This window comes from Pseudoalteromonas sp. D15MCD-2, assembly GCF_038562745.1.
Classification (GTDB): domain Bacteria; phylum Pseudomonadota; class Gammaproteobacteria; order Enterobacterales; family Alteromonadaceae; genus Pseudoalteromonas.
In genome coordinates this window covers 2,067,484-2,080,204 of sequence record NZ_JBCFQE010000001.1, presented here as the reverse complement: position 1 = coordinate 2,080,204, position 12,721 = coordinate 2,067,484, and the positions used below count along the sequence as shown (strand labels likewise).

The following is a 12,721-nucleotide window of genomic DNA, read 5'->3' as shown; positions in this document are numbered from 1 at the left end:
AATACATGCTTTGAAGAGCCACGTTACTACGTGGCTTTTTTGTTTTTACATTGGTTTACAGCAGTTCCTGTGTTTAACCGCAAATTACTAGACATTCTAATGCTTTAATTTTACTTTCATTTTATTAACAATAACTAAAAGTAAATTAATTATGATCAAGAAAACACTAGCATGTGCAATTGTTGTTGCATTGGCGGGCTGCGGTGAATCTACCCCAACAAAAAAAGAACAAACAGTGAAAACTGCAGAGGTTAAAGCTGCTGTGAATTATCCAGAAACTAAAAAAGGCAATGTTGTTGATGAATACTTCGGAGAGAAAGTAGCCGATCCATACCGTTGGTTAGAAGACGATATGAGCGACGAAACAGCCCAGTGGGTTAAAGCCGAAAATGACGTTACCTTTTCTTATCTAAAAAAGATTCCGTATCGCGATGAGCTAAAAACTACGCTTGAAAAGTTGATGAACTATGAAAAAGTCACAGCGCCATTTAAAGAGGGTGAGTACACCTACTTTTATAAAAACGATGGTCTGCAAAATCAGTATGTAGTTTATCGTAAAAAAGGTGACTCAGAAGCTGAGGTGTTCTTAGATCCAAATACTTTCAGTAGCGACGGCACAACCTCAATGTCGGGCTTAACATTCACAGAAGACGGCACGCTAGCGGCTTATCAAATCTCTGAAGGCGGCAGTGACTGGCGCAAAATTATCATTATTGATACAGCGACTAAACAACCAATTGAAGAAGCATTAGTCGATGTAAAATTCAGCGGTATCTCTTGGCTTGGCAACGAAGGATTCTATTATTCGAGCTACGATAAGCCAAAGGGTAGTGAGCTGTCTGCAAAAACAGATCAACATAAAGTTTACTACCATAAGTTAGGCACGGCACAAGCAGATGACCAATTAGTTTATGGTGGCACAGAGGCTCAGAAACATCGTTATATTGGTGCTGATGTAACCCGTGATAATCGTTATTTAATAATTGCTGCAAGTACTTCAACTTCAGGTAATAAACTTTTTATCAAAGATTTAACTAAGCCTGACAGCGAGCTAGTGACGATTTTAGATAACACTGACTCAGATACCTCAATTATTGATAATGACGGCTCGAAACTGTATTTAGTGACTAACTTAAACGCGCCAAATAAACGTGTAGTGACTGTTGATGCAGCTGATCCAAGCCCAGAAAATTGGCAAGATTTAATCCCAGAAACTGACAATGTGCTTAGCCTTTCAAAAGGAGGTGACTACTTCTTTGCTAAGTATATGGTTGATGCGATTTCGCAAGTAAAACAATACGATAAATCAGGGAAATTGGTGCGTGACATCAGCCTGCCAGGTGTGGGTACTGCATATGGCTTTAGCGGTAAGCACGATGCACAAACGCTGTATTACTCATTTACTAATTACACTACACCAGGCAATACCTATTCGTTTGATGTTGAATCAGGTAAGTCTGATGTATACCGCAAGTCGGGCGCTAAATTTAATAGCGAAGAATATATCTCTGAACAAGTGTTCTATACATCAAAAGATGGCACCAAAGTTCCGATGATAATTTCGTACAAAAAGGGCACCGAACTTAACGGTAAAAATCCGACTATTTTATATGGTTATGGTGGCTTTAACGTGAGCCTAACACCAAGCTACAGCCCTACAATTGCGGCATGGCTTGAGCACGGTGGTGTATATGCTGTTGCTAATATTCGTGGTGGTGGCGAATACGGTAAAGAATGGCATGTAAATGGTACACAGCTTAAGAAACAAAATGTATTTGATGACTTTATTGCTGCGGCTGAGTACTTAAACAAAAAACAATACAGCTCACCTGATTACCTAGCGGTACGTGGTGGCTCAAATGGTGGCTTATTAGTTGGTGCGGTTATGACACAGCGCCCTGAGCTATTTAAAGTTGCGCTTCCTGCTGTAGGTGTTTTAGATATGCTGCGTTATCACACCTTTACAGCGGGTGCTGGTTGGGCGTATGACTACGGTACGAGTGAACAAAGTAAAGAAATGTTCGAGTACTTAAAAGGCTATTCACCAGTTCATAATGTAAAAGAGGGTGTTAGCTACCCAGCAACCTTAGTAACAACAGGGGATCATGATGACCGTGTTGTGCCTGCGCATTCATTTAAGTTTGCAGCAGAGCTACAAGAAAAAGGTGCGAAACAAAATCCGTATCTTATTCGCATTGAAACAAATGCAGGTCATGGTGCAGGAACACCAACCAGTAAGATCATTGATCAATACGCTGATATTTATGGCTTTACCCTATACAACATGGGTGTTAAATCGCTATAAGATATACTTAACTAAAATGAAAACGCCGAGCTAAGCTCGGCGTTTTTATATCGATTAATTGGGATGTTTATAAATCGATACCCAGCGCGAAAATCATTTTGTAATCTTCTTTTTCTGGTACTACACCGTTTTCATCGGCAATCGGGTCAGCTAAATAGTCCCATACTAATGACATATCAAAATCAATATCATCGGTGATCTCAAACTCAAACGCAGCCATCGCATATTGAGAGTCACCACCTGCATCACTGTTTGCAGTTAGGTAGCGGTAATTAAAGGTAAAATCAATTTTCTTGGTGACCTCTAGCTCGTAATTAGTGCCGAGAAAATATGACCAAGATGAATTTGATTTTTCTTCACCCGTAGCGACAGTATCAAACTCAGTTTTTTGATAAGCAGGGCCTGTTGAAAAATCCCATTCTGTTTTATCGGTATCCATTACATAGTAACCAACACCGGCACCCACAGTGTACTTGTTAGCGATATTTTGAAACGGATCACGGTAGTACTCAAAGAAGATAGGGCGGTAATACATTTTTTGGGTCTGAAACCAGTCGAAGGTACCGTTAGCGCGAATGTTGTTTTTAGTGACTTGCTCATCGCTGGTGGTGCGATAACCTAAAAACTCTGCGAGGAAACGGCTAGACGCCGTACGGCGCTTGATATCTGCACGAGCCGAATATTCGGTTTGGTCAGTATTACCTTTTGATATATCGGCACCTAGTGATATTTTCACTGTCCATGCACTGAGTTCGCTTTCAACTGAAGGAGCAATAGAGACTAAATCGCGATAACGGTATTTAGCTTCTTGTTCGCCAACTTTCACATAACCACCAGAGATATTTAATGTGCCGCTTAGCTCATTACCATCGTTAAAGCGCACAGTATGGTGGCGATCTGAGATAATCATGTAGACATCTTCGCGATCAATAATTAATGTGTCGAGCACATCACTGTCGAACTCAATCTCTTTATCATACATGGAGACTAGCTCGCCTTTGAGCCATTCGCCCGAATTTAGCCGTACCCAATCGAAATGAGTGGCATCTTTTATGATTATGCCGCGTTCTTCAAGAAGCGGATCAGGAAGTGATTCTGCACTATAGCAAGCAAATGAGCTTGCTACAGCAGCACTAATAAGCAGGTATTTTTTGAGCATTATTTCAATCCATGTTAAATAAAATGCATTCAAGGGGTGAGGTTGTTATTACTATGACCTGTTTAATTTTAGAACAATTTCAACTACTGTTCAAAAATTACTTAAGCAGATGGCAAAAACAAGCGCTGATAGGTTTTATAAGCATATTCATCACTCATCCCTGATAAGTAGTCACATATTATGCGCATTGCATTATCACCTTGCTGGTGCGCATTTAGCCACATTTCTTGGGTTGTTTCAGGTAATAAGCGCATTGGGTCGCTGGCAAAAGCACTAAATAACTCAATCAACAGGTTTTGCCCTTTAAATTCAACTTGCTGCATCTTTGGCTCGCGAATTAAACGTTTAAAAACAAAATGTTTTAGCACGTTAAGAATTTCGGCAAATTCATCCGGTAGGCTTACTGTGTATTGCAGTATTTCTGATTCGAAATCTGCGTTTTGTACAACTAACTGAGCGTTAATAATAAAGGTGTTAACCAACTCACCAATAGCGTCTTTACGCTCATACTCGTGATGAGAAAAGAGTCTGGCGGTTATCGAGCTCAAATGGGTGGTTAGCCATGCAGAGTCAAGCTCTTGTAATTGTACAAGGGCATGATTTTGCCAATCAGCCAGCGTTAAAACCTCTGTAGCTATGGCATCTTCTAAATCATGTACGGCATAAGCAATATCGTCGGCTAATTCCATAATTGCTGAGTCTATCGATTTGTAATGGGTTTTAGCTCTAAACTCATCAACCTTATAATGACTACTCAGCAGCGCTTTATCGTTATTCGACAGTGGATCAATGATCCAGTCGAAAACATCTTTATCGTCTTTATATAAGCCTTTGGCTGGTCGCCAATGGTCAGCTTTAATAAAGCTACGCTGCTCACTCAAAGGTGGAATGCTGTGCCATAAATCATCAATAAAGGCTGGGTATTTAATAAAACCTAACAAGGTGCGTCTGGTTAAATTCATACCATAGCCATTTGAATAGGGCTCAAGCTTAGACACAATTCTTAATGTTTGCGCGTTACCTTCAAAGCCTCCATGCTCGCGCATCATGTAATTTAATGCTATTTCACCACCATGCCCAAAAGGAGGGTGGCCAATATCATGAGCAAGACATAGGGTCTCGAGTAGGCTACCGCTCGGAAAATTCGTAAATTCAGGGTGCTGCTTTTTTAGATGACGTAATAAACCACTGCCAATTTGAGCAACTTCTAAAGAATGGGTCAGACGGGTTCTATAAAAATCATTTAAGCCAATACCCATAATTTGGGTTTTAGCCTGCAACCGCCTAAAGGCTGCGGCGTGGATGATTCGAGAGCGGTCAACTTGCCAAGCTGAGCGGTTATCGTTTGGACGATATTTTTGCTGATCAATAATGCGAGCTTGCCAAGATTGGCACATAAAAATAACCTACCTTTTTCTCGTTTGCTTGCTTTTCAGTATACGCAAGCGCTTGAAAATTGCGAGTAAATTGGCGCTAAATCACGCTATTTTGGTAAAGGTTTAGGTAATTTTCTTAGGGCAAATTCGCCAAAAATAGAGGGTTTTGGTATACTTCGCCTTTGTGTGTGCGTGACGTTACCGCACATGAGTAGTAGTTTATATGAGAGAATACATGCTTAATTACGTTTTTCGAGCTTTACTTGCTGCTTTTTTTGCATGGGCGTTGTTATCGCCATTTGTAGATAAAGAAGTAGTAGAAAGTGGGTCTGAACAATCGCAGACAACGCCAAAAGGGACCCAGCGCGTAATCAAAAAAGAAAAGCCATTACATAATGTGAAACTGCCAGATTTTGCAGCTTTTACTGATGTGAAAGAAAAGAAACATGCATTTTTTGATTTTATTCGCCCTCATGTTGAGGCCGAAAATAAAAAGATTCTACAGCAGCGTGCGACTCTAGAAATCGCGCGCATGATGCTGGAGTACAATGAGCCACTAAGTAGCAAACAGCAATCAGATATTAAAAAAATACTGAATAGCTACAAGTTGCCTACCACCATAGATACTTTATCGCTTACCCAGGCACTTCGTCGTGTTGATATCATTCCTAAAGAGCTTGCGCTTATGCAAGCAGCTAATGAGTCAGCATGGGGTACGTCACGCTTTGCACGTATTGGCTTAAACTTTTTCGGTCAGTGGTGTTATAAAAAAGGCTGTGGCATGGTTCCTCGTCGCCGTGCCAACGAAGCTGCTCACGAAGTGGCTGCATTTCAATCGGTACGTGCTGCTGTAAACTCTTATTTTAAAAATATTAATACCCATGCGGCGTATAAAGATTTAAGATCAATTCGTGCTGATTTACGTCGCCAGCAAAAGCCAATTGATGCAACTAAGCTAACACAAGGTTTACTGTCTTACTCTGAACGACGTGAAGCGTACATTGAAGAATTGAATAAAATGATAAATCAAAACAGAGCTTACTTTGATGAATAAACTCCTTCCATGGTTAAAAGCAGCAACCATCGCGGTTGCGCTAGGTGCAGTTGCTTCAAAGGCCGCTGCAACAGAATTTGTTGTTGCCTATGATGGCTTTTACGATCGTTTGAAAGTTGTTAATAAAGGCGAGTTTCAATACGCTCAAGTTAACTTTTATTTGTCTGATATTGCTAGCAACGAAGTATGCACAATTAAATCAGGTAAAATAATTACAGAAAAACAAGAGTTTGACCTAACATATACAGATAAGGCTCAGTTACTTTTACCTTTTGATAAGCAATTAGATACTGATAAAGCCGTAATTGTTGTTCAACCTGAAAATCCAAAACATGAATGCCAGTTAAAGTTACAAATTGAAGCAACTGATCTGGCTGATTTTGAACTCAGTAAAGCGAACTTATATACGTTAAATGAAGAATTTGACGAGCTGTTATCTGATTTGTCAGGCTTTTTTGTTAGCAAATTAATGTGGTTTTTACTGCCTGAACAACAAGGTGTTGTTCTTAAATTTAATGGCCAAGATGCTATTTCGGCAAATGACGTTAGCTGTAAAGAGCAGCGTTGTTCAATAAAAGTAACAGACGACTGGCAAGACGATAACACAGTGCTTAGCAGTCATGCTGAGCTCATCAGTGCCACACCGTGGATTGTTAAATAGCGACCATATATTGGTAAAGCGTTTTAATATTGACAAAAGGGACCTTATTAGGTCCTTTTTTCGTTGTGAAGCAGATAGTTCTTATGTCTCTTTTTTTAAAGAGTTTCCTCGTTATTTTGGTTTAGCATCAAAATCTGAAATTCATCGTAAGCAGTGCAGTTACTTTGACTGTTTATTTTATCTACATTATTCCCTTTAATTCATATCTTTTCTAACTATTTGTATTGCTGTGCATTTAAGAATTAGCGTGTTTTTAGATCTGAAAACAGTATGAAGATATGCGTTTTTACTGATTGTTTCTTGCTATAGATAAAAGGTTTAATTTTATTTTAGCATCCTTATTTTTACTTAATTATTAAGTGCTAACCTTCTATTTTTAAATGATTTTTCAAGAATTGAAAATATAGATTTAGATCAAGTTACTTAGCAATAACTGGCTTAAAGTAAAACTATAAAGATCTCAATATAGGTAGTTATAGTTTAAAAGGAGTCGTTATGCAGACAGTCAATGTCGAACCTGTATCAATTAAACAGCAGAAATTAGCCGAAGCCAATGCGAAGCAGGATGTGGTTTTTGATCTAAATGTTAAAAACCCAAGCTTAAAGTGGAATGCTGACGGTAAATACCCATATAAACGCAAAATGGACGTAGTTGAATACGAGCGTCATAAACACGAACTGCAAATCGAGCTTTTAAAAATGCAAGGCTGGGTAAAAGAGACCAACCAGCAAATTGTGATTTTATTTGAAGGTCGAGATGCGGCGGGTAAAGGTGGCACTATTAAGCGCTTTATGGAGCATTTAAACCCTCGTGGGGCGCACGTGGTGGCTTTAGAAAAACCATCTGCAAGAGAGCGTGATCAATGGTACTTTCAGCGTTACATTAACCACCTGCCAACAAAGGGTGAAATTATATTATTTGACCGTTCTTGGTATAACCGAGCCGGTGTTGAGAAGGTAATGGGGTTCTGTGATGATCACGAATATTTAGAGTTTATGCGTCAAACTCCTCAACTTGAACGTATGTTGGTGAATAGCGGTATTAAGCTATTTAAATATTGGTTTTCGGTCAGCAGAGAAGAGCAATTTAGACGCTTTAAATCTCGCCAAAATGATCCACTCAAACAATGGAAGCTAAGCCCAGTTGATATGGCATCACTGGCTAAATGGCATGATTACAGTGATGCCAAAGATGCCATGATGTTTCATACCCATACTAAGGATGCACCTTGGACACAAATTCGCTCTGATGATAAAAAGCGCGGGCGTATCAACTGTATGCGTCATTTCTTAAGCTGTTTGGATTACCCAGAAAAAGATCACGAAATTGTGAATCGTCTCGACCCGCTTATTGTCACAGAACCTACCCGCATGTCTGCACGTCAGTAAAGGAGAATACTATGCAAAATTCACAGTCAGTATTTGAGAAACGTCTTGCTAAGCTCGAAAAAATTCTCGAAAAGAGTAAAAAAGAAGTGGCCAAAACCACTGAAATTGCAAAAGATGCAGCACTTAAAGCACAAGCAGCTGTAGAGTGCGCTAGTGAAGCAGAGAAACTAGCCGAAAATGCTAAAAAGCGCTTGAAAGCAGCAAAAAAGCAATTAAAAGAGGCTAAAGTGTTAAAAATAGCGCAGAAAAATGCGTCGAAAAAGTCGGCAATAAAACGTGCTAAACGAATGGCAAAGAATAAAAAAGCTAAAACTAAAAGCGCTTAAAGTTAACAAAGGGCACAGGGCTCATGTGCCCTTTGTTTTTTATTAAGCGTATAGCTGGACATTTTTACGATTCTCGATATGCTAAACCTTACTTTTTCAGGGACTTAAAAGCATCTTAATGAAAACTTCAGCGCCTATTTTTGTTATTTTACTGCTATGTTCAGCTTGTAGCAGTCATTCACCTATCAACCAAGAAATGCAAACTAAGTTGCAAGGCTCATGGCAGTCTACAAATAGCCCAGTTTGTGAAGCTAATTTTCATACCATAACGTTTAAAAATAAAACATTAGAAATCTCTTATGATGAGCAGGGCTATATTTCCGCGTCTGAAGCGAGAAAAACCTTCGTTTACAATATTCTCTCAGCAGAGAAAAATTTAATCCGTGTGCAGCTTGAAAATGAAACCCGCTTAGATAAAAAGGGCAAGCCTGTGGTTTGGCATCTAAAACCTCTTAGAAATGATAAATACTGTTGGGGCAGAGATGATTGGCCTGACCTTGCTTGTACAGCTTCTCGTTACAAATGCACAGTAAGCAATTAAGATGATCTCAAAAGAAGTCGCTAGGATTGTGCGTGTTGATCATGCAGGTGAATTTGGGGCGATAAGTATTTATAAGGCTCAGTTATTTGTCTCTAAATTTTTATATCCAGATATCTCTGTACAGCTTAAAGAAATGCTAAATCATGAAATCGAGCATTTCAAAACGTTTGATTGTTGGTTAAAGGAACATAAAATACGGCATTGCTACGCAATCTGGTTTTGGTCTTTGGGTGGTTATTGTTTAGGTTTGATTACTGCTTTATTTGGACGTAAAGCAATTTGGGTGTGTACAGAAGCCGTTGAATCAACGGTTCTACATCATCTAGAATGGCAATTAAGTTATTTAGAGAACAACAATAAAAGCGCATATCAAGCGGTACTAAGCATTCAACAAGATGAAATTGAACACCAGAACCTAGGCAAAGTGAATGGTACAAGTTCATTTTACTATTCACCAATCAGATTAGTAGTTAAGCACTCCACTAAATTTGCTATTTGGCTTTCTACTAAGTTGTAAAACTAAAAAATAAGGATAATTAAATGAGAGTTTGTTTGCTGATTTTGTTTTCGTTACCATTTATGGTGTGTTCGGCTCAGTCTGAGCCAAATGCAGAATTAGAATTTGAACGGTTCTATAATGCATTGAAAATGGATGAAATTTTTAATGGCCTTGGTGGTGGTAATGTAGAGGTTGATACAAAGCAAATATTAGCAGATACACTAAAAGATTTACCTGAAAGTCAAAAGCAATTGTTGATAAATGCGATGGGGACATCTGTATTGGCAGAGCCAACAGACATGAGTGCCGCCAAGATGGCTTTTAAGCTTAAAATTCTTAGTTTATTAACACCACAAGAGCTCAAAATAGCAGCAGATTTTTATTCAACAAATATTGGTTTAAAAGCACATCGAGCCATAATCGAGGCGGAAGTAGCTGCTTCGAACGTTTTAGATTAATTGTTGTTTCATATAAATTATTTAGTTAATCCAGAAAACACCACTTAACCTGTTATAAATATAAATAACCTGAATCCTTAACCTTTATTCCCAAAGCGCTGTGCTTTACGTGGTATCTCTACGAGTGAAGCGCTTTAATTATCCCATGCTAATCATTTCAACTGACTCAAAAAGTCCGTATAATCCACGCCGAACTTTTTACTATGAAACATGGCTTACAAAGCCTGTATGAGCAGAGCAAATGAATCAAACTGATACTAGAAAAGAAACTCTTGAATTTAATAAACTTCAAAAGCGTCTAAGAAGGCATGTTGGTAACGCAATTACTGATTACAACATGATTGAAGACGGTGATGTTGTTATGGCATGTATCAGTGGTGGTAAAGATTCTTTTGCAATGCTAGATATTTTGCTTAATTTACAAAAAGCAGCGCCGATTAAATTTGAAGTGATTGCAGTAAACCTTGATCAGAAGCAACCTGGTTTTCCTGAGCACATTTTGCCTGATTACTTTGAAACGCTTAATATCCCGTATTACATCGTTGATAAAGATACTTACTCAGTAGTAAAAGAAAAAGTACCAGAGGGCAAAACTACCTGTGGTCTGTGTTCACGACTTCGTCGCGGCACACTTTATTCATTTGCAGAAAAAATTGGTGCAACTAAACTAGCACTTGGTCATCACATGGATGATATCGTTGAGACAATGTTCTTAAATATGTTCCATGGTTCACGACTAAAAGCGATGCCACCAAAATTGCGCTCTGATGATGAACGTAACGTGGTAATCCGTCCGTTGTCATATTGCCGTGAAAAAGATTTAATTAAATACGCTGAGCACAAAGACTTCCCAATTATTCCTTGTAATTTATGTGGCTCACAAGAAAACTTGCAGCGTCAATCAATCAAAGCCATGTTGACTGAGTGGGATAAGAAAACTCCAGGCCGTGTTGAGAGTATATTTAAGTCTTTACAAAATGTTAGCCCAAGCCAGCTTGCTGACAGAAACTTATTTGATTTTGAAAATTTACCACTTGATAGAGAAGGCAATCGTGAAAGCTATGACTTTAGCGAGGCGGTGGTCTCATCGACAAACATTGATGAATCATTATTTATCGATGTAACAAATATATAAAAAGAAAAAAGCCCCAAACTGGGGCTTTTTTAATGCATATTTAAAAGGTTATTTAGCAAGTGGGCTCACATAGCCGTCTGGTTTTAGTGCTAAAACATCGCAGTCAAGGCTATCAATAACATGCTCTGCTGTGTTACCGACAAGCGCTGCACTTAAGCCAGTACGTCCAACTGTACCTATCACTACTAATTCGCTGTTGAGGCGTGCAGCCACATCAGGAATAACATCTTCTGGTAAGCCTTCTTCAATGTGGCAATGAGCTTTATCAATATCAAACCCTTCAGCTAATGAAAGCGTTGATTCAAAGTGATGTTTTTTAACTGATTCGTTATAAACACCTGGGTTGAATTCAGGGATTTCAATAGCGATATTAACTGGAGTTGCTGGGTAGGCATTAACTAAGTTAAGCGTTGCGTTGGCCAAATCACAAATGAAACGAGCGTCATTGATAATACGCTTATTAAGTTCAAGGTGTTGTTCATTCTCACTCACTGCGTTCACAGCAGCTAAAATATTGCCTTTTTCCGGCCACTCTTTCTCTTTAACAAGTAAAACTGGAGCAGGGCACTTACGAATGAGGTGCCAGTCAGTTGGCGTGAAAATAACAGACTTAAGTGTATCGTGTTGATGAGTGCCTTTGACAACAAGGTCAAAACCATCGTTGATCACGGTATTGATAATGGCTTCGTAAGGGCGGTTATGCCAAACCACACAGCTATCAATGGTAAGCTCTGGGTAAAGGGCAATTTGTTCATTTAACCATTCTTGGCGGTCTTTTATGACGGCTTCGCGCATTGCTTCACGCTCATCAGCAGAAAGCATTGTGGTCATTTCATAAGAGAAGTCGTAGATACTGAGGAAAGCGGTGATGGTCGCGCCAGATTTTTTGGCTAGATCAATTGAGCGGCTTAAACTATGTTGCTGCTCTTTGGTTGGGTCTATAACTGCTAAAATTCGTTTAATTGCGTCCATGTGCTGCTCCTTAACTGTTCCGCAAAAAGTAGTACTTTGAGTGTAACCTAAATTTAGAACAGTTAAAGGGGCAAACAATATAAAGTTGCGTTAAATCAAACTCTATTTACATTTAATCGCTGCTGTTGCTGCAAGCGCTTGCTGGTCCAAAATGGTGATAAATTTACCTTCAACCTTAATAAAACCAGCTTTTTGGAAGCGGCTTAAAAGGCGGCTAATTGTTTCAACAGTTAGGCCTAAATAATTACCGATTTCACCACGTGTCATGGTTAAACGGAATTCTTTACGTGAGAAACCACGTTCACCAAAACGCTCTGCAAGATTATAAATAAAACTGGCTAAACGCTCTTCAGCTGACTTTTTATTGAGTAACAATAACATTTCTTGGTCATAGTTAATTTCATTACTCATTAAACGCATAATTTGTTGGCGTAGCTTAGGTAGTTTACCCGCTAATTCGTCTAGAGTATCGAATGGAATTTCACATACCATTGAAGTTTCAAGGGCTTGTGAGAAGCTTTGATGAGCCATTTTGTTAATAGCATCGAAACCAACTAAATCACCAGCTAGATGAAAACCAGTAATTTGTTCATCACCTTGTTCTGACAAAGTATAAGACTTAAACGAACCAGAGCGTACTGCATAAATGGCATTTAAGCTTTCGCCAGACTCAAATAAATAATCACCTTTATGCAGTGGTTTCTTACGTTCGATGATTTCATCGAGACGATCCATTTCTTGGCCGTTTAATGAAAATGGCAAACATAGCTGGCTGATACTGCAATTATTACAGCTAATTGTGCATAAGCCTTTTGACTTGTTTTGTGAGAAGTCCATACATCAAAT

General features: G+C 38.9%; 13 protein-coding genes. 9 read left to right on the top strand and 4 right to left on the bottom strand.

What is annotated here, in order from left to right:
- The first annotated feature begins 151 nt into the window (after positions 1–151).
- Entirely contained in the window at positions 152–2,305 is a 2,154-nt protein-coding gene (locus AADY36_RS09445; RefSeq protein ID WP_285221324.1) for a prolyl oligopeptidase family serine peptidase, read from the top strand.
- A 67-nt stretch (positions 2,306–2,372) separates the two neighbouring features.
- On the opposite strand, the gene AADY36_RS09440 is transcribed toward AADY36_RS09445, so the two are convergent.
- On the bottom strand, positions 2,373–3,464 hold the full coding sequence (locus tag AADY36_RS09440) for a DUF481 domain-containing protein (protein ID WP_342408893.1): 1,092 nt from the start codon (positions 3,462–3,464) through the stop codon (positions 2,373–2,375).
- 101 nt (positions 3,465–3,565) lie between these two features.
- On the bottom strand, positions 3,566–4,861 hold the full coding sequence (locus AADY36_RS09435) for an anti-phage deoxyguanosine triphosphatase (protein WP_054561318.1): 1,296 nt from the start codon (positions 4,859–4,861) through the stop codon (positions 3,566–3,568).
- Positions 4,862–5,075: 214 nt separating this feature from the next.
- On the opposite strand from AADY36_RS09435, the gene AADY36_RS09430 reads away from it, so the two are divergent.
- The 8 genes from AADY36_RS09430 (at position 5,076) to ttcA (ending at position 10,903) form a co-directional block, all read left to right on the top strand.
- Positions 5,076–5,894 (top strand): glucosaminidase domain-containing protein, encoded by an 819-nt coding sequence (locus tag AADY36_RS09430; protein ID WP_058584850.1) that lies wholly within the window; start codon positions 5,076–5,078, stop codon positions 5,892–5,894.
- Positions 5,887–6,555 carry a DUF2987 domain-containing protein gene (locus tag AADY36_RS09425; protein ID WP_054561320.1) on the top strand — a complete coding sequence of 223 codons (669 nt, stop codon included), beginning with the start codon at positions 5,887–5,889 and terminating at the stop codon, positions 6,553–6,555. Before AADY36_RS09430 ends, AADY36_RS09425 begins: the two co-directional genes overlap by 8 nt.
- Positions 6,556–7,050: 495 nt before the next feature.
- A complete protein-coding gene (gene ppk2 / locus AADY36_RS09420) occupies positions 7,051–7,944 on the top strand; it encodes a polyphosphate kinase 2 (protein ID WP_342408892.1) in 894 nt (297 codons plus the stop codon).
- An 11-nt stretch (positions 7,945–7,955) separates the two neighbouring features.
- On the top strand, positions 7,956–8,270 hold the full coding sequence (locus tag AADY36_RS09415) for a hypothetical protein (protein WP_054561321.1): 315 nt from the start codon (positions 7,956–7,958) through the stop codon (positions 8,268–8,270).
- Between the two features lie 118 nt (positions 8,271–8,388).
- Complete coding sequence (locus tag AADY36_RS09410) at positions 8,389–8,811, top strand: hypothetical protein (protein ID WP_054561322.1); 423 nt, start codon at positions 8,389–8,391, stop codon at positions 8,809–8,811.
- Position 8,812: 1 nt separating this feature from the next.
- Complete coding sequence (locus AADY36_RS09405; protein ID WP_342408891.1) at positions 8,813–9,328, top strand: demethoxyubiquinone hydroxylase family protein; 516 nt, start codon at positions 8,813–8,815, stop codon at positions 9,326–9,328.
- 23 nt (positions 9,329–9,351) lie between these two features.
- On the top strand, positions 9,352–9,768 hold the full coding sequence (locus AADY36_RS09400; protein ID WP_054561324.1) for a hypothetical protein: 417 nt from the start codon (positions 9,352–9,354) through the stop codon (positions 9,766–9,768).
- A gap of 241 nt (positions 9,769–10,009) precedes the next feature.
- Positions 10,010–10,903 carry a tRNA 2-thiocytidine(32) synthetase TtcA gene (ttcA, locus tag AADY36_RS09395; RefSeq protein ID WP_054561325.1) on the top strand — a complete coding sequence of 298 codons (894 nt, stop codon included), beginning with the start codon at positions 10,010–10,012 and terminating at the stop codon, positions 10,901–10,903.
- 48 nt (positions 10,904–10,951) lie between these two features.
- Here ttcA and uspE read toward each other — a convergent pair whose 3' ends face one another.
- Complete coding sequence (gene uspE / locus AADY36_RS09390; RefSeq protein WP_055021043.1) at positions 10,952–11,875, bottom strand: universal stress protein UspE; 924 nt, start codon at positions 11,873–11,875, stop codon at positions 10,952–10,954.
- A 102-nt stretch (positions 11,876–11,977) separates the two neighbouring features.
- Positions 11,978–12,712: an FNR family transcription factor gene (locus tag AADY36_RS09385; RefSeq protein WP_054553050.1), complete on the bottom strand. Its 735-nt coding sequence runs from the start codon at positions 12,710–12,712 to the stop codon at positions 11,978–11,980.
- Between the last annotated feature and the right edge of the window lie 9 nt (positions 12,713–12,721).